The organism is Klebsiella sp. JN_Kp127 (assembly GCF_040062505.1).
In the GTDB taxonomy this organism is placed as follows: domain Bacteria; phylum Pseudomonadota; class Gammaproteobacteria; order Enterobacterales; family Enterobacteriaceae; genus Klebsiella; species Klebsiella quasipneumoniae.
In genome coordinates, this window is sequence record NZ_JBEAHS010000006.1 from 1 (window position 1) to 18,309 (window position 18,309).

Annotated in this window: 15 protein-coding genes; 13 read left to right on the forward strand and 2 right to left on the reverse strand. The window is 55.8% G+C overall.

Annotated elements, in window-relative coordinates; all coding sequences use genetic code 11:
* On the forward strand, positions 1–185 hold a 185-nt coding region (locus ABLV04_RS04230), incomplete at its 5' end, for a hypothetical protein (RefSeq protein ID WP_348815389.1).
* Here ABLV04_RS04230 and ubiF read toward each other — a convergent pair.
* Entirely contained in the window at positions 174–1,349 is a 1,176-nt protein-coding gene (gene ubiF, locus ABLV04_RS04235; RefSeq protein ID WP_348815391.1) for a 3-demethoxyubiquinol 3-hydroxylase, read from the reverse strand. The two genes, ABLV04_RS04230 and ubiF, sit on opposite strands and share 12 nt — an antisense overlap.
* A gap of 179 nt (positions 1,350–1,528) precedes the next feature.
* On the opposite strand from ubiF, the gene miaB reads away from it, so the two are divergent.
* The 11 genes from miaB to ABLV04_RS04290 all read left to right on the forward strand — a co-directional run bounded on the left by miaB (position 1,529) and on the right by ABLV04_RS04290 (position 14,699).
* On the forward strand, positions 1,529–2,953 hold the full coding sequence (gene miaB / locus ABLV04_RS04240) for a tRNA (N6-isopentenyl adenosine(37)-C2)-methylthiotransferase MiaB (RefSeq protein WP_004885906.1): 1,425 nt from the start codon (positions 1,529–1,531) through the stop codon (positions 2,951–2,953).
* A gap of 153 nt (positions 2,954–3,106) precedes the next feature.
* Positions 3,107–4,153, forward strand: coding sequence for a PhoH family protein (locus ABLV04_RS04245; RefSeq protein ID WP_004176871.1), 1,047 nt, complete (start codon positions 3,107–3,109; stop codon positions 4,151–4,153).
* On the forward strand, positions 4,150–4,623 hold the full coding sequence (ybeY, locus tag ABLV04_RS04250) for an rRNA maturation RNase YbeY (RefSeq protein ID WP_023288844.1): 474 nt from the start codon (positions 4,150–4,152) through the stop codon (positions 4,621–4,623). Before ABLV04_RS04245 ends, ybeY begins: the two co-directional genes overlap by 4 nt.
* Positions 4,624–4,769: 146 nt before the next feature.
* Positions 4,770–5,648, forward strand: coding sequence for a CNNM family magnesium/cobalt transport protein CorC (gene corC / locus ABLV04_RS04255; RefSeq protein WP_004197606.1), 879 nt, complete (start codon positions 4,770–4,772; stop codon positions 5,646–5,648).
* 128 nt (positions 5,649–5,776) lie between these two features.
* Positions 5,777–7,315, forward strand: coding sequence for an apolipoprotein N-acyltransferase (gene lnt, locus ABLV04_RS04260; RefSeq protein WP_065804702.1), 1,539 nt, complete (start codon positions 5,777–5,779; stop codon positions 7,313–7,315).
* Between the two features lie 356 nt (positions 7,316–7,671).
* Positions 7,672–8,583 (forward strand): amino acid ABC transporter substrate-binding protein, encoded by a 912-nt coding sequence (locus tag ABLV04_RS04265; protein WP_023288842.1) that lies wholly within the window; start codon positions 7,672–7,674, stop codon positions 8,581–8,583.
* A gap of 163 nt (positions 8,584–8,746) precedes the next feature.
* Positions 8,747–9,487 (forward strand): amino acid ABC transporter permease, encoded by a 741-nt coding sequence (locus tag ABLV04_RS04270; RefSeq protein ID WP_032455129.1) that lies wholly within the window; start codon positions 8,747–8,749, stop codon positions 9,485–9,487.
* Positions 9,487–10,161, forward strand: a complete 675-nt coding sequence (gltK, locus tag ABLV04_RS04275; protein ID WP_002894707.1) for a glutamate/aspartate ABC transporter permease GltK — start codon at positions 9,487–9,489, stop codon at positions 10,159–10,161. The genes ABLV04_RS04270 and gltK overlap by 1 nt, the downstream gene beginning before the upstream one ends.
* Complete coding sequence (locus ABLV04_RS04280; protein WP_004885898.1) at positions 10,161–10,886, forward strand: amino acid ABC transporter ATP-binding protein; 726 nt, start codon at positions 10,161–10,163, stop codon at positions 10,884–10,886. The genes gltK and ABLV04_RS04280 overlap by 1 nt, the downstream gene beginning before the upstream one ends.
* Before the next feature lie 300 nt (positions 10,887–11,186).
* Positions 11,187–12,857 carry a ShlB/FhaC/HecB family hemolysin secretion/activation protein gene (locus ABLV04_RS04285; protein WP_348815393.1) on the forward strand — a complete coding sequence of 557 codons (1,671 nt, stop codon included), beginning with the start codon at positions 11,187–11,189 and terminating at the stop codon, positions 12,855–12,857.
* A 63-nt stretch (positions 12,858–12,920) separates the two neighbouring features.
* Positions 12,921–14,699 carry a filamentous hemagglutinin N-terminal domain-containing protein gene (locus ABLV04_RS04290; RefSeq protein ID WP_348815394.1) on the forward strand — a complete coding sequence of 593 codons (1,779 nt, stop codon included), beginning with the start codon at positions 12,921–12,923 and terminating at the stop codon, positions 14,697–14,699.
* A gap of 309 nt (positions 14,700–15,008) precedes the next feature.
* Here the strand turns inward: ABLV04_RS04290 and ABLV04_RS04295 are convergent, their stop codons facing one another.
* Positions 15,009–15,491 (reverse strand): zinc ribbon-containing protein, encoded by a 483-nt coding sequence (locus ABLV04_RS04295; protein ID WP_348815426.1) that lies wholly within the window; start codon positions 15,489–15,491, stop codon positions 15,009–15,011.
* Between the two features lie 226 nt (positions 15,492–15,717).
* Here ABLV04_RS04295 and leuS point away from each other — a divergent pair, with 226 nt between their 5' ends.
* Positions 15,718–18,300 (forward strand): leucine--tRNA ligase, encoded by a 2,583-nt coding sequence (gene leuS / locus ABLV04_RS04300; protein WP_044521615.1) that lies wholly within the window; start codon positions 15,718–15,720, stop codon positions 18,298–18,300.
* Positions 18,301–18,309 lie beyond the last annotated feature (9 nt).

Genomic DNA, 18,309 nt, shown 5'->3' on the forward strand with positions numbered 1-18,309 from the left:
AGGCACCGGATTCTGATTCCGGCATTCCGAGGTTCGAATCCTCGTACCCCAGCCACTTCAATGCAAAAAAGCCCACCTCGGTGGGCTTTTTTGTTATTGGCGTTTTGCCATCCTGGCGCATCACTGACTGCCGGGCAGGCGCTTTCCACGACGCCCCTGCCCGCGACGCCGGTTTACAAGCCTAACGCATACTTCAGCGCCTGACGCTTCAGCGCCCCGGCGCGTTCGGCCGCCATCAGGCCAATATTGCGCAGCATCCGCACCGGCGTCAGGTCATTGCTGAATCCGGCGTAAAACAGATCCATCCCCGACTGCATAATAAAATTATCCGCCCGCCGCCGCCCCTGGTAGCGCTTGAGCACCGGCAGGCTGGCCCACTCTTCGCCGCGGCCGCGCGCTTGCGTCAGGACCTCCAGCAGGGCGTCGACATCACGATAGCCAAGATTAACCCCCTGCCCCGCCAGCGGATGAATGGTGTGCGCCGCATCGCCCACCAGCGCCAGACCAGGCTGAACATACTGCAGCGCATGACGCCGGGTGAGCGGGAAGGCGCCGGCCGACTGCGGCGTCACCCGCCCGAGACGCGCCGGGAAATGGCGGGCGATCTCCTGCTGGAGCTGGGGCATGGACATGCCCTGCAGCTGACGGATCCGCGCCGGGGCGTCATACCACACCAGCGAGGCCCAGTTGTCGAACAGCGGCAGGAAAGCGCGCGGTCCACTGGGGGTAAACTGCTGCCAGGTGCTGTCGCCGGGATCGTCGGCGCATTGGACGCTAATGAGCATACAGGATTGCAGATATTGCCAGGCATGCACGCCGATGCCGGCCATCTCCCGCACCTGAGAGCTGGCGCCGTCGGCGCCGATAACCAGCCGGGCGTGGATCGTCTCCCCGTCGCGTAAACGCAACGCCGTCTCCGCCTCGCCGCGCTGCATCGCCTCCAGTTCGCCGCCAACGCGCAGGGTAACCCCTTCGTGCGCCGTCAGCGCTTGCCACAGGCCCCACTGCAGGACCTTGTTCTCGACCATATAGCCCAGCTCCGGCAGCTTAAGCTCGGCGGCGTCAAAGGCGACGTGGGCGCTCTCCCACTCCCAGGTCTCCAGTCGACGGTAGGCGTGGACGCGCATCGCCCGCACGGCATCCCAGACGCCAAGGCTTTTCAGCAGGCCGACCGAGGCCGCGCTGATCGCCGAGATCCGCACATCCGGGGCGGATGCCGGATCGAAAGCCGGAGGCGCCGTTTTCTCAAGCACCGTCACGGTAAATCCCTGTTGCGCCAGCCCCAACGCCAGGGCGCCGCCGACCATGCCGCCGCCCACGATGGCGACATCTGTTGCGTGAATTGTCATGGCTATTATCCTTAAAGCAGAATCCGTTAAGTTTACCGGATTTTTCGCCCTCTTGCGGTGATAACGCTCGCACTGGTCAGGGGGCGACCAAAGCATTACAATACGCGCCCTGGAATGCGAAATTCACCCTGTATATATCCCCGCGTTTTGGATATCTATTACTGAGCATGAGCAAGTCAATGACAAAAAAACTCCATATTAAAACCTGGGGCTGTCAGATGAACGAGTATGATTCATCAAAGATGGCCGATCTGCTGGATGCGACACATGGGTATCAACTGACCGAAGTGGCGGAAGAAGCAGATGTGCTGTTGCTCAATACCTGCTCAATTCGTGAGAAGGCCCAGGAAAAAGTTTTCCATCAGCTTGGCCGCTGGAAGCTGCTGAAAGAGAAGAACCCGGACCTGATTATTGGCGTTGGCGGCTGCGTGGCTTCCCAGGAAGGCGACCATATTCGTCAGCGCGCGCACTATGTCGATATTATTTTCGGGCCGCAAACCCTGCACCGCCTGCCGGAGATGATTAACTCCGTGCGCGGCAACCGCAGCCCGGTGGTTGATATCAGCTTCCCGGAAATTGAAAAATTCGATCGCCTGCCAGAACCGCGCGCCGAAGGCCCGACCGCCTTTGTCTCGATTATGGAAGGCTGCAATAAATACTGCACCTACTGCGTGGTGCCCTACACCCGCGGAGAAGAAGTCAGCCGCCCGTGCGACGATATCCTGTTTGAAATCGCCCAACTGGCGGCGCAGGGCGTGCGTGAAGTCAACCTGCTGGGCCAGAACGTGAACGCCTGGCGCGGCGAGAACTACGACGGCACTACCGGCAGCTTTGCCGATCTGCTGCGCCTGGTGGCCGCTATCGACGGCATCGACCGCATTCGCTTCACCACCAGCCACCCGATCGAATTTACCGACGATATCATCGACGTCTATCGCGATACGCCGGAGCTGGTGAGCTTCCTGCACCTGCCGGTGCAAAGCGGCTCCGACCGCGTGCTGAACCTGATGGGACGCACCCATACCGCACTGGAGTATAAAGCGATTATTCGCAAGCTGCGTGAAGCGCGTCCGGATATTCAGATAAGCTCCGACTTTATCGTCGGCTTCCCCGGCGAAACTACGGAAGATTTCGAAAAGACAATGAAGCTTATCGCCGACGTCAATTTCGATATGAGCTACAGCTTTATCTTCTCCGCCCGCCCGGGCACCCCGGCGGCCGATATGGTAGACGACGTGCCGGATGCCGATAAGAAACAGCGTCTGTATATTCTGCAGGAGCGCATCAACCAGCAGGCGATGGCCTGGAGCCGTCGCATGCTCGGCACGGTACAGCGCATCCTGGTGGAAGGCACGTCGCGCAAGAACATCATGGAGCTTTCCGGACGTACGGAGAACAACCGGGTGGTCAACTTTGAAGGCACCCCGGACCTCGTCGGCAAGTTTGTGGATGTCGAAATTGTCGATGTTTACACCAACTCGCTGCGCGGCAAAATCGTGCGCACCGAAGCGGAGATGGGTCTGCGTATCGCTGAATCACCTGAATCAGTGATTGCCCGCACCCGTAAAGAGAACGATCTTGGCGTGGGTATCTATCAGCCGTGATCCCTTCAGGCCTGTCGGTTCCGGCAGGCCTTGTAATTCCTCTCTCCGTCCCTATATCTACAGCAATGCTTGCGCCATTTTCCTGTGACGTAAATAATTTCCTGATTAGCCGGCCACGCGCCGCGTCCGGCCACCTGCGTAAAGAGGAACAGTTTGAACATAGACACTCGTGAAATTACCCTGGAGCCAGCGGATAACGCACGCCTGTTAGCCCTGTGCGGCCCGTTTGACGACAACATCAAACAGCTGGAGCGTCGGTTAGGCATTGAGATCAACCGCCGTGACAATCACTTTAAACTGACCGGACGCGCCCTTTGCGTGCACGCCGCCGCCGATATTCTGCGCAGCCTGTATGTCGACACGGCGCCGATGCGCGGTCAGATTCAGGATATTGAACCAGAGCAGATCCATCTGGCGATCAAAGAGGCGCGCGTGCTGGAGCAGAGCGCCGAGAGCGTGCCGGAGTACGGAAAAGCCGTCAATATCAAGACCAAGCGCGGGGTGATCAAACCGCGTACGCCGAACCAGGCGCAGTACATCGCCAATATCCTCGATCACGACATCACCTTCGGCGTGGGTCCGGCAGGTACCGGGAAAACCTATCTGGCGGTGGCGGCGGCGGTCGATGCGCTGGAGCGCCAGGAGATCCGCCGCATTCTGCTGACCCGTCCGGCCGTCGAGGCGGGCGAAAAGCTCGGCTTCCTGCCCGGCGATCTGAGCCAGAAGGTCGACCCGTATCTGCGCCCGCTGTACGACGCGCTGTTCGAGATGCTCGGCTTTGAGAAGGTGGAAAAGCTGATTGAGCGTAACGTCATCGAAGTGGCTCCGTTGGCCTATATGCGCGGACGGACGCTGAATGACGCCTTTATCATTCTTGATGAAAGCCAGAACACCACCATCGAGCAGATGAAGATGTTCCTGACCCGCATCGGCTTTAACTCCAAGGCGGTGATCACCGGCGACATCACGCAGATTGACCTGCCGCGCAGCACCAAATCCGGTCTGCGCCACGCCATCGAAGTGCTGGCGGAAGTGGATGAGATCAGCTTTAACTTCTTCCATAGCGAAGACGTGGTCCGCCATCCGGTGGTCGCCCGCATCGTGAACGCCTATGAGGCATGGGAAGCCGCAGACCAGAAACGTAAAGCAGAACTGGCCGCCGAGCGCAAACGCGAAGCCCAGGAACAGGAGCAAAAATGAGTCAGGTGATCCTCGATTTACAGCTGGCCTGCGAAGAGACCAGCGGCCTGCCGGACGAAGCCCTTTTTCAACGCTGGGTCGACGCCGTCATTCCGCCGTTTCAGGAGGAGTCAGAGTTAACGATTCGTCTGGTCGACGTTGCAGAAAGCCATGAGCTGAACCTGACCTATCGCGGCAAGGATAAACCGACCAACGTCCTCTCTTTCCCGTTTGAAGCGCCGCCGGGGATTGAAATGCCGCTGCTCGGCGATCTGATCATTTGCCGTCAGGTGGTGGAGCAGGAAGCCAGCGAGCAAGGGAAGCCGCTGGAGGCGCACTGGGCGCATATGGTGGTTCACGGCAGCCTGCATCTGCTGGGCTACGATCACATCGAAGATGACGAAGCGGAAGAGATGGAAGCCCTCGAAACAGAGATAATGCTTGCTCTGGGCTATGAGGACCCGTACATTTCCGAGAAGATTGCTGAATAGCCCCCTGCCGGATGGCGGCGCTTGCGTCTCATCCGGCCGCTGTTCATGCATTTTACCCGCCTGAACCTCAGGCAACCCATGCCGTCCGGCGCTGAGTGTACGCGCGACGAGCGACATTAAATCAACATGAGAACCCAAACGACGCCATGAGCGACGACAATTCACACAGTAGTGACACAGTAAACAGCAAAAAGGGATTTTTCTCCCTGTTACTCAGCCAGCTCTTTCACGGGGAACCGAAAAACCGCGATGAACTGCTGGCGCTGATCCGTGATTCCGGGCAGAACGACCTTATCGATGAAGATACCCGTGACATGCTCGAAGGGGTAATGGATATCGCCGACCAGCGGGTCCGCGACATTATGATCCCCCGTTCACAAATGATTACCCTGAAACGCAATCAGACGCTGGACGAGTGCCTTGATGTCATCATCGAATCCGCCCACTCGCGCTTCCCGGTCATCAGTGAAGATAAAGATCACATCGAAGGGATTCTGATGGCCAAGGATCTGCTGCCGTTTATGCGCAGCGACGCCGAAGCTTTCAGCATGGAAAAAGTGTTACGGCCGGCGGTTGTCGTTCCGGAAAGCAAGCGGGTCGACCGCATGCTGAAAGAGTTTCGCTCACAGCGCTACCATATGGCGATCGTTATTGACGAATTCGGCGGCGTCTCCGGTCTGGTGACCATCGAGGATATCCTTGAGCTCATCGTCGGGGAAATTGAAGACGAGTACGACGAAGAAGAAGATATCGATTTCCGCCAGCTGAGCCGCCATACCTGGACGGTGCGCGCTCTGGCCTCCATCGAAGACTTCAATGACGCCTTCGATACGCACTTCAGCGATGAAGAAGTGGATACCATTGGCGGACTGGTAATGCAGGCCTTTGGCCACCTGCCGGCTCGCGGCGAATCTATCGACATTGATGGTTACCAATTCAAGGTAGCAATGGCAGATAGTCGTCGTATCATTCAGGTGCATGTTAAGCTGCCGGATGACGCTCCCCAGCCGAAGCTGGAAGAGTAAGCGGCGGCGCTGAAGGTCACGGCCAGCCGGGAGACAGACCGTGGGCGATCCCCGGTTGTCCCCTCCCCCGGCTGGCAAACAGCATAGCCTGTGGCAACAGGCGTTAATTAACGGGACGATTAGCCTAAATGGTATTTGCCTCTCTTCTTGAACGTCAGCGCGTACGTCTGCTGCTGGCGCTGCTATTCGGAGCCAGCGGAACGCTGGCTTTTTCACCTTATGACTTCTGGCCCGCGGCGATTATTTCGCTGGTCGGTCTTCAGGCGTTAACCCTCAACCGCCGCCCGCTGCAAAGCGCCGGCATCGGCTATTTCTGGGGGCTCGGCCTGTTCGGCACGGGTATCAACTGGGTCTATGTCAGCATCGCGCAGTTTGGCGGTATGCCGGGCCCGGTTAACGTCTTCCTCGTCGTGCTGCTGGCGGCCTATCTCTCGCTCTACACCGGCCTGTTTGCCGGCCTGCTCGCCCGTCTGTGGCCCAAAACGAGCTGGCTGCGGGTGGCGATCGCCGCTCCCGTCGTCTGGCAGATCACCGAGTTCCTGCGCGGCTGGGTGCTGACCGGTTTTCCGTGGCTGCAGTTCGGCTACAGCCAGATTGACGGCCCGCTGAAAGGCCTGGCGCCGGTGATGGGCGTCGAGGCGATCAACTTCCTGCTGATGATGGTTAGCGGCCTGCTGGCCCTGGCCCTCGTACAGCGCAACGGGAAGCCGCTGGTCATTGCCGCGCTGCTGTTCGCCCTGCCGTTCCCGCTGCGCTATATCCAGTGGTATCAGCTGCTGCCGGCGCGTGCGACGCAGGTCTCTCTGGTGCAAGGCGATATCCCGCAGGCCATGAAGTGGGACGAGAAGCAGCTGGTTAACACTCTGAAAACCTATCTGGCGCTGACCCAGCCGCATATCGGCCACTCGCAGCTGATTATCTGGCCCGAATCGGCGATCCCGGATCTCGAGATCAACCAGCAGCAGTTCCTCAGCATGATGGACGATCTGCTGCGCGCAAAAGACAGCTCACTGATCACCGGCATCGTCGACGCGCGTCTCAATAAGCAGAACCGCTACGACACCTACAACACCATCATTACCCTCGGCAAAGATAATCCGTACCGCTACGACTCGACCAACCGCTACAACAAGAACCATCTGGTGCCGTTCGGCGAGTTTGTACCGCTGGAGTCGATTCTGCGTCCGCTGGCGCCATTCTTCGACCTGCCGATGTCCTCCTTCAGCCGCGGTCCCTACGTGCAGCCGCAGCTGATGGCGCATAACCTCAAGCTGACCGCGGCCATCTGCTACGAGATCATCCTCGGGGAACAGGTGCGGGATAACTTCCGTCCGGACACCGACTTCCTGCTGACCATCTCCAACGACGCCTGGTTCGGCAAGTCCATCGGCCCGTGGCAACACTTCCAGATGGCGCGGATGCGCGCCCTGGAGCTGGCCCGCCCGCTGCTGCGCAGCACCAACAACGGCATTACCGCCGTCATCGGCCCGCGCGGCGAGATTCAGAAGATGATCCCGCAGTTTACCCGCGAGGTGTTGACCACCACCGTGACGCCCACCAGCGGCTTGACCCCTTACGCCCGCACTGGCAACTGGCCGCTGTGGGCGCTGACGGCGCTGCTCGGCTTCGGCGCGCTGCTGATGAGCCTGCGTCAGCGTCGCCGATAAATGCTCTGCCGGCGACGCCCGTCGTCGGCTTTTTTTTCTTCCCGTCATTTGCCACCCTGGCACAGTCATTGCTTTATTTAATCGGGTAGCGCCGTCCTCTGGCCCAGTGCAACCGGGTTGCACCATAAACGATCGGCGGTCGCGCTATTTTGGTGCAATGGAAGATATTTGCCTCCGATTGGTGCGGAGCGCTTCGCAAAAATAAACAATAAAACAGCAAAATCTTTACATTAAGCCAAACTAAATGCTAACAAACACATACAAATGCGGCACGTGGATGCGTGCCCCCAATAACAACACACACAATCACAATGGGTATCAATAGCGTCGGTGACGCTGCGGATAAGGAGTTGGATATGCAATTACGTAAACTGGCCACGGCAATGCTGGTAATGGGAATGACCGCTGGTCTGGCGCAGGCGGAAGATGCTGCCCCGGCGGCTGGCCAGAGCACTCTGGATAAGATCGCGAAAAATGGCGTTATCGTTGTCGGCCATCGCGAATCTTCCGTCCCTTTCTCTTACTACGATAACCAACAGAAGGTTGTGGGTTACTCTCAGGACTACTCCAACGCCATCGTCGATGCCATCAAGAAGAAGCTGAACAAACCCGATCTGCAGGTCAAACTGATCCCGGTTACCTCGCAGAATCGTATCCCGCTGCTGCAGAATGGCACCTTTGATTTCGAGTGCGGCTCAACCACCAACAACCTCGAGCGCCAGAAACAGGCGGCCTTCTCCGATACTATCTTCGTCGTCGGCACTCGTCTGCTGGTGAAGAAAGGCGGCCCGATCAAAGATTTCCCGGACCTGAAGGATAAGGCGGTCGTTGTCACCTCCGGGACCACCTCAGAGATCCTGCTGCATAAGCTGAACGATGAGAAAAAAATGAATATGCGCATCATCAGCGCCAAAGATCATGGCGACTCTTTCCGCACCCTGGAGAGCGGACGCGCGGTGGCCTTTATGATGGATGACGCTCTGCTGGCCGGCGAACGCGCCAAGGCAAAGAAACCGGATAACTGGGAAATCGTCGGCACCGCGCAGTCGAAAGAGGCCTATGGCTGCATGCTGCGTAAGGACGATCCGGCCTTCAAGGCGCTGGTCGATGAAACCGTTGCCCAGGCCCAGACCTCTGGCGAAGCGGCGAAGTGGTTCGATAAATGGTTCAAAAACCCGATTCCGCCAAAAAATCTTAACCTGAACTTCGAGCTGTCGGACGACATGAAAGCGCTGTTCAAATCACCTAATGACAAAGCACTGAACTAATTATAACAACCAGGGGCGGGATATCCTGCCCTCCCGATGGTTGTCACAGCACGGACAGACTATACGGCGGCTGGTCGTTCCCCAGCCGCCGCGAATACCGAAACAAGCTGGACAACCGTCTTCGAGGGTAGCAATGGCTACCCTTTTTTTCCAGGAGTCATGTATGTCAATAGACTGGAACTGGGGGATATTCCTGCAACAGGCCCCCTTCGGCAACACTACCTACCTGGGCTGGCTGTGGAGCGGTTTTCAGATCACCGTCGCCCTCTCCATCTCGGCCTGGATCATCGCTTTTCTCGTCGGCTCGCTGTTCGGTATTTTGCGCACGGTGCCCAATCGTCTGCTCTCAGGGATTGGCACCTGCTATGTCGAACTGTTTCGCAACGTGCCGCTGATCGTGCAGTTCTTTACCTGGTACCTGGTGGTGCCGGAATTCCTGCCGGAAAATATCGGCATGTGGTTTAAATCGGAGCTGGACCCAAACATTCAGTTCTTTGTCTCCTCCATGCTGTGCCTGGGGCTGTTTACCGCCGCTCGCGTCTGCGAGCAGGTACGCGCCGCTATCCAGTCGCTGCCGCGCGGACAAAAGAACGCCGGTCTGGCGATGGGGTTGACCCTGCCGCAAACCTACCGCTACGTGCTGCTGCCGAACGCCTATCGCGTTATCGTGCCGCCGATGACCTCGGAGATGATGAACCTGGTGAAAAACTCGGCCATCGCCTCCACCATCGGTCTGGCCGATATGGCCGCGCAGGCGGGCAAACTGCTGGACTACTCCGCTCATGCCTGGGAGTCTTTTACCGCCATCACCCTGGCCTATGTTTTCATCAACGCGGTGATTATGCTGATTATGTATGTGGTCGAGCGTAAGGTTCGCCTGCCTGGCAATATGGGAGGCAAATAATGTACGATTTTGACTGGAGTTCGATCGTTCCCTCCATGCCCTACCTGCTGGCGGGGCTGGTGATCACCCTGAAGATCACAGTGATCGCCATCGTGGTCGGTATCGTCTGGGGCACCCTACTGGCGGTAATGCGCCTGTCCAGCTTTCTGCCGCTGGCCTGGTTTGCTAAATCCTACGTTAACGTGTTCCGTTCTATCCCGCTGGTGATGGTTCTGCTGTGGTTCTACCTGATTGTCCCAGGCTTCCTGCAGAACGTGCTGGGATTGTCGCCGAAAACGGATATTCGCCTGATCTCGGCGATGGTGGCGTTTTCGATGTTCGAAGCCGCCTACTACTCGGAGATTATCCGCGCCGGCATCCAGAGCATCTCCCGCGGCCAGTCGAGCGCCGCGCTGGCGCTGGGAATGACCCACTGGCAGTCGATGCGGCTGGTGATCCTGCCGCAGGCCTTCCGCGCCATGGTACCGCTGCTGTTAACCCAGGGGATCGTCCTCTTCCAGGATACCTCGCTGGTGTATGTTTTGAGCCTCGCCGACTTCTTCCGTACCGCCTCGACGATTGGCGAGCGTGACGGGACCCAGGTTGAAATGATCCTGTTCGCGGGCGGCGTCTATTTTGTGATTAGCCTCAGCGCCTCGCTGTTGGTCAGCTGGTTGAAGAAAAGGACTGTGTAATGATTACCCTGAAAAATGTTTCAAAATGGTATGGTCACTTTCAGGTGCTGACCGATTGCTCCACGGAAGTGAAAAAAGGCGAAGTCGTGGTGGTCTGCGGGCCGTCAGGCTCCGGTAAATCCACACTGATTAAAACCGTGAACGGCCTTGAGCCGGTGCAGCAGGGGCAGATTATCGTCGATGGCACCGTGGTTAACGATAAAAAGACCAATCTTGCCAAACTGCGCTCGCATGTCGGAATGGTGTTTCAGCATTTTGAACTGTTCCCGCACCTGTCGATTATCGACAACCTGACGCTGGCGCAGGTTAAGGTGCTCAATCGTGACAAAGCGTCATCGCGCAAGAAGGGTCTCAAGCTGCTGGAGCGCGTGGGCCTGGCGGCGCATGCGGAAAAATACCCGGCGCAGCTCTCCGGCGGCCAGCAGCAGCGCGTGGCCATCGCCCGTGCGCTGTGCATGGACCCGATCGCCATGCTGTTTGATGAACCTACCTCCGCGCTCGACCCGGAGATGATCAACGAGGTACTGGACGTCATGGTGGAACTAGCCAACGAAGGGATGACTATGATGGTGGTTACCCACGAAATGGGCTTCGCCCGCAAGGTGGCCAACCGGGTGATCTTTATGGATGAAGGAAAGATTGTCGAAGACGCCGATAAAGAAGCGTTCTTCGCTAACCCACAATCCGATCGCGCCAAAGACTTCCTCGCCAAAATTCTGCACTAACTTCTGCGGCGCGCACGATATCACCGTGCGCGCCTGTCAGCCCCTCCCCTTTTCAATCGCTTCATCTCAAAGCGACAGCTTCACAACGTGAAGTAAAAATTTCACAAAGAATTCAGGGGCCGTAGAATAGATTAACCGCCACGTCATCGTTAGCATACGGCATCTTGTAATAATCCCCGTGAGTTTAAATTTCTTGAAAATAATATTTCAATTGACTTGCTATACGTCGCGCAGGCTATTTCATGCCGCGCACAACCATTAATTATAATCTTACTCAATGAAACAAACGGATATTGCTTCATGCGGACTAACACTAACAGACTGGCCATTATTTTGTGTTTAAATTTGCTCACCTGCTTTACCGCCTGGGCGGGTATTGAGGCCGCAACGGTAAACCAGGTTGAACAGGATAAAGCCCGTGAAAGCGCATTAATGCCCCATCAGCAGCAATACCAATCTTCTCGTACCCATACGAAAAAGCAAACCTTGATATTTCCCGAAGAAGCGACCTGTCGGTATATCACGAAAGTTGATATTACCTCCGAGGACAACGCAAAAACCACCGCCCTCCTCGGGAAGATCGCAGCCCAGGCGCCCGGCCATTGCCTCGGAATAGAAGGGATTCGCCTGCTGACGAACGCCTTACAAAATGAACTGATAACGCAAGGGTATATTACTTCCCTGATCGATATCCCTTCTCAGTCACTAGAAGGGGGCATTCTCAAAATAACGCTGACTTATGGCAAAACGGGGCATATTGATTTTGCGCCGAAGAGCGCCGTGACGAACCTGTGGACCTCCATGCCCACGCATACCGGTAAAATCCTGCGCCTCAGCGATCTTGAACAAGGGATGGCTAACCTGCAGCGGCTGCCTGGCGCCAGCGCCCATATGAAACTGCGGCCCGGGGAACACATTGGCGAAAGTGATATTGAAATCGCCCGGGTAATGGATAAACAGTGGCAGGTTGGCGCCTGGCTTGATGACGCAGGCAGCCGCGCCAGCGGTCGCTATCAGGGCGGCGGCGCGCTATACCTTTACGATTTATCTTCATTGAACGATATTCTTTCCATCTCGGCAGGCGGCGACGTTGAATTCAACCAGCACAACGACGGCAACCATAACGGCAACCTTTACTACTCCGTGCCTTTTGGTTACTGGTCATTGAGCCTGTACGGCTCCTACAGCCAGTACCGCCAGCTGTTTAAAGGAAGATGGTCAAGCATCGACTATAAAAGTAAAAACCGTTATTACAGCGCGACCCTTAGCCGCCTGCTTTCGCATACCCGACAACAAAAAACGACCGCCGATCTGCGCATAGCAAAGAGCAGTTCGCACTACTTTTTTGGCGGCGATGAGCTGCATGTAATGCGTAAACAAAATCCTGTCTGGGAATTTACCCTGCGCCACCAGCGCTATTTTAACAATAAAATTGTCGACGCCAGCGTAGGTATTCAGCGCAGCCTGCCGTGGCTCAGCTCCGTGCCTACGCCGGAGGAAAAAGCCGGTTTATATAGCCGCCATTCGCGCATCGTTCACGCCGATATACAGGCCTTAATGCAGTTTGCCGCAACCGGCGATAAGTTTAGCTGGATGCCGCGTTTCCATGCCCAGTTCAGCCCGGAGAGATTATCTTCGGACAACCAGTTTAATATCGGCAATCGCTGGACGGTTCGCGGCTTTGATGGTGAAAATACGCTTTCGGCCAATCAAGGCTGGTACTGGCGCAATGATTTTAGCTGGAATATTCCCACCCCCGACCGGCAGGTATATCTTGGTCTTGACTTCGGCCGGATCATTGGTAGCGAGCGCGCCAGGCAAGGAAAAAGTCTTTCTGGCGCAGTCGGCGGCGTCCGCGGAGAAATAGCGTCTACGCAATATGACTTTTTTATCGGCACGCCCATTAGTAAACCTGACGACTTTCATAGCGATGCCATGAATATGGGCTTTTCATTACAGTGGAGGTATTAGTTTTCATCAGCACATTACTGCAATTTACTGATCCATTTTTTCATATTTAAAGGAATAAATTACATGTTTAAATTCAAGGTTTCATATGTTGCGCTGGCTGCAGCGCTAAGTTCATCCGTTGTTTATGCCGATCCGTCAAGCTATACGCATAAATCAGGGGCAAATGTTATTGATATCGAAGCCCCTAATGCCGCTGGCGTCTCGCATAACTTATATCGCGAATTTAACGTCGGCCCTAACGGCGCCATATTAAACAATAGTGCCAGTGACGTTAATCACGACACTCACGGTAATATCGCAAAGAATAACAATCTGACCAACGGCAGCGCTTCCGTCATTTTAAATGAAGTGACCTCCAATAAAATGAGTAACCTGCAGGGCTTTATCGAGGTTAACGGACAAAAAGCCGATGTCGTTATCGCCAACCCTAACGGCATCTCCTGCTCCGGATGCAGTTTTATTAATACTAACAAAGCAGTGCTGACGACAGGCCAGGTCAATCTGAGCGACACCGGCGCGATTGATAGCTATACGGTCACGCAGGGTAAAATCACCATCGGTGATAAAGGCATGAACGCCTCCTCAAACTATGCGATCTTGCTTGCGGATGCCATTGCGATTAACGGTACCCTTAACGCCGCCAGCACCGCCCTCAGCGCGGGTAACTTCACATATAATAACGCTACCGGAGAGATAGCAAACCATGGGAAAACGGCTACGGTCATGCAGATGCTCATACCGGAATATAGTATTGATATCAGCAATCTAGGCGGTATCAAGGCCAATAGCATCAGTATGGTGGGGAATACCTTAGGCCTCGGCGTGCGTAATAAAGGCGTTATTAGCGCAAACTCTATGCTTATGATGACGAGCTATGGTTCTCTGATTAATGAGGGCGCCATCAACGCGGACGGCCTTGTCGCTAATATGGTGTCTGCAGGGGATATGAAAAATAAAGGTACCATTAATAGCACCGCTTACGCTACGGCGTTGTCCAGTTTGGGGACATTAAACAATGAAGGCACTATTGCCAGCAGCAAAACACTTGGCGTAAATGCTAGCGGCGATCTCGTTAACGCGGGTACTTTTAGGGGAACTCAGATGCTATCCGTAGCCAGCGGGGGCAATCTCACTACTCGCTATGGGTCCTATATCGACTCTGATGGCCAGTTAGCCGTGTCCGCTGTCAATATCGATAACGGCGGCTCAATCCTGGGCGATGTCACAAACATTGCTTTCAGCGGCAATACGCTTAACGTCACCGGCAACATCCGGGCTAACTCCAGCCTGACCGTGCAAGCTAAAAAGGATGACAACATCACTTCGGGGAAGATATATAACAAAGGTCGCATTGAAGGTAACGATGTATCCATAGTGACTAACGGCAATCTGGATCAGGAGGGGAATATTGTTGGTCAACATTCCCTGTCGATTAAAGGCGATGTGATCGATAATACTTATTATATTTACGGCGACACGCTGAGCATCGAGAGTAACTACCTGCGGAACAGGGCAACGATCGACGGGAATGCTGTCAACATCACCGCGAATAATGGCATACTTAATGAGGGTCAAATGATGAGTAGCGGGGACATGACTCTGTATACGCAACAAACCGCTGACATCACCAACTATAAAACGATTAAGGCGAATAGTTCCCTGACGATGACCACCCGGTATGTCAAAAATGGTGGCTACCGCTGCGGTTTCCTGAACCTTTCAATTTGTAATGCAGGTTCTCTTTCTGCTGATAAGTTAGTGGTCAATTCTTACCATAACTACGCCTCTGACATGGGTGGTCGCCAGCAGTATAAACAGGCAGAAATAAATACTATTCGTTGACAATAAGCGATGCGCTGGCGACAGCGCATCGCCGATGAGTCTCCGCAAATGACATAGCCTTGTTATCAGACAGCGCCCACGCCCCATTAGCAAGCGCACCGCGCATCTTATTCCAAATTAATTTGGTCAATATCATACGCTGAGCTGGCTGCGATACGCTGCGCGTTATGCTCCACGATAATCCGTGGCGGTGTAAAAAATATGAGCATAACACCAATAAATCTATAAGGTTTATATTGCCCCATTAGATTTATCATTAATTATTTTTTCACCGGCCCGGCGCAATCATTCAGCACCGGGCCCGATCGATCAGGGCTCAAACGGGCGACGCTGGAACTGATCGTGGCCGCACTTCGGACAGCGCGGTAGCACATCCGGGGTATACACCGCCAGGTGATAGTGACACTTCTCACACACCAGGTTACCTAAACCGACCACTTCGCCGCTGTGGTATACGCCGTGGTGATTCAGATCCTGAAAAACCTCCCGCCACTCAAGCTGGGTTTTGTCAGTGATATCGGCCAGCTCCTGCCACAGGCTCTCTTTGATCACCCGCATAAACACGCTGTCGCTCTCGTCTTCATGACTCTCTACGTAGCTGCGTGCAAACTCCTCAAGATCGCGCTTGACCGCGGCTATCACCGACTCAATCTCGCTCTGCGTCAGATCGCCGGCGCGGACAATTTTATCGCGTGCCTGCGTCACCAGCGCGTCAATATCGCGTTCTCCATGGCGGAGCCGTTCGCTGAGCGAGGAGACCAGTTCACGGTAATATTGAGCAACCTTGTTCATCATTTCGCCTCCGGTGTGGTTAACGTCTTCTGATAATAGACCTTATTCCTCTCCCGCTGTGTCTGACAAGCCACAGACTCGCGAAATAATCTGCCCAGCTTTTGCCGATGTTGATGTGCGAAAAGCTGTTTTGACGTTGGCGTTTGGGCTATGCTATGCCGATCTGAAATAACACATCCATTGGCTACATTTTGTAGCTGTATTGAAAACAGGACCACTGGCTGCCATGCAAGAGCAATACCGCCCGGAAGAGATAGAATCGAAAGTCCAGCTTCACTGGGACGAAAATCGTACATTTGAAGTAACTGAAGACGAGAGCAAAGAGAAGTATTACTGCCTGTCGATGCTTCCTTATCCTTCTGGTCGACTACACATGGGTCACGTGCGTAACTACACCATCGGCGACGTGATTGCCCGCTATCAGCGCATGCTGGGTAAAAACGTCCTGCAGCCGATTGGCTGGGATGCGTTCGGTCTGCCTGCGGAAGGCGCGGCGGTAAAAAACAACACCGCGCCAGCGCCGTGGACCTACGACAACATCGCCTACATGAAAAACCAGCTCAAAATGCTGGGCTTCGGCTATGACTGGAGCCGCGAGCTGGCGACCTGCACCCCGGAATACTACCGCTGGGAGCAGAAGTTCTTCACCGAGCTGTACAAAAAAGGCCTAGTGTACAAAAAAACCTCCGCGGTGAACTGGTGCCCGAACGACCAGACCGTACTGGCCAACGAGCAGGTTATCGACGGCTGCTGCTGGCGCTGCGACACCAAAGTCGAGCGTAAAGAGATCCCGCAGTGGTTTATTAAAATCACCGCCTACGCCGATGAGCTGTTGAACGATCTGGATAAGCTGGACCACTGGCCGGACACCGTGAAGACCATGCAGCGCAACTGGATCGGCCGTTCTGAAGGGGTGGAAATCTCCTTTGACGTTAACCATTACGCCGACAAGCTGACCGTCTACACCACTCGCCCGGACACCTTTATGGGCTGTACCTACCTGGCGGTCGCTGCGGGTCACCCGCTGGCGCAGCAGGCTGCGGCCAACAATCCGGCGCTGGCCACCTTTATCGACGAATGCCGCAACACCAAAGTGGCGGAAGCCGACATGGCGACGATGGAGAAAAAAGGCGTCGATACCGGCTTTAAAGCTATCCACCCGCTGACCGGCGAAGAAATTCCGGTATGGGCGGCTAACTTCGTGCTGATGGAGTACGGCACCGGCGCGGTGATGGCCGTTCCGGGTCACGACCAGCGCGACTACGAGTTCGCCAGCAAATACGGGCTGAACATCAAGCCGGTGATCCTCGCCGCCGACGGTTCTGAGCCAGATCTCTCGGAGCAGGCGCTGACCGAGAAAGGCGTCCTGTTTAACTCCGGCGAGTTCAGCGGCCTCGATTATGAAGCGGGCTTCAACGCCATTGCCGACAAACTGGCAGCCATGGGCGTTGGCGAGCGTAAAATTAACTACCGCCTGCGCGACTGGGGCGTGTCCCGTCAGCGCTACTGGGGCGCGCCGATCCCGATGGTCACCCTGGAAGACGGCACCGTGCTGCCGACCCCGGAAGATCAGCTGCCGGTGATCCTGCCGGAAGACGTGGTCATGGACGGCATCACCAGCCCGATCAAAGCCGATCCTGAATGGGCCAAGACCACGGTTAACGGCCAGCCGGCGCTGCGCGAAACCGACACCTTCGACACCTTTATGGAGTCCTCCTGGTACTATGCGCGCTACACCTGCCCGCAGTATCAGGAAGGGATGCTGGATTCGCAAGCGGCCAACTACTGGCTGCCGGTCGATATCTACATCGGCGGTATCGAACACGCGATCATGCACCTGCTCTACTTCCGCTTCTTCCACAAGCTGATGCGCGACGCGGGTATGGTCAACTCCGATGAGCCGGCGAAACAGCTGCTGTGCCAGGGCATGGTGCTGGCTGACGCTTTCTACTACGTAGGCGAAAACGGCGAACGTAACTGGGTCTCCCCGGTTGACGCCATCGTCGAACGTGACGAAAAAGGCCGTATCGTTAAGGCCAAAGACGCGGCGGGCCACGAGCTGGTGTACACCGGCATGAGCAAGATGTCCAAGTCGAAAAACAACGGCATCGACCCGCAGGTCATGGTTGAGCGCTACGGCGCGGATACCGTGCGTCTGTTCATGATGTTCGCCTCCCCGGCGGATATGACCCTCGAGTGGCAGGAATCTGGCGTCGAAGGGGCGAACCGCTTCCTGAAACGCGTCTGGAAGCTGGTCTACGAACACACCACCAAAGGGGACGTTGCGGCCCTGAACGTGGCGGCGCTGAGTGAAGATCAGAAAGCGCTGCGTCGCGATATCCACAAAACCATCGCCAAAGTGACCGATGACATCGGTCGTCGTCAGACCTTCAACACCGCCATCGCGGCGATCATGGAGCTGATGAACAAGCTGGCGAAAGCGCCGCAGGAAGATGAGCAGGATCGCGCTCTGATGCAGGAAGCCCTGCTGGCGGTCGTGCGTATGCTCAACCCGTTCACCCCGCACGCCAGCTTCACCCTGTGGCGTGAGCTGAACGGTGAAGGCGATATCGACAACGCGCCGTGGCCGGTGGCAGATGAAAGCGCGATGGTGGAAGACAGCACCCTCGTCGTCGTCCAGGTCAACGGCAAAGTTCGTGGTAAAATTACCGTTGCGGTAGACGCAACTGAAGAGCAGGTCCGCGAGCGCGCCGGCCAGGAGCATCTGGTGGCGAAGTATCTCGACGGCAAAACCGTGCGTAAAGTGATTTACGTTCCGGGTAAACTGCTCAATCTGGTCGTTGGCTAAGCGCGGGAG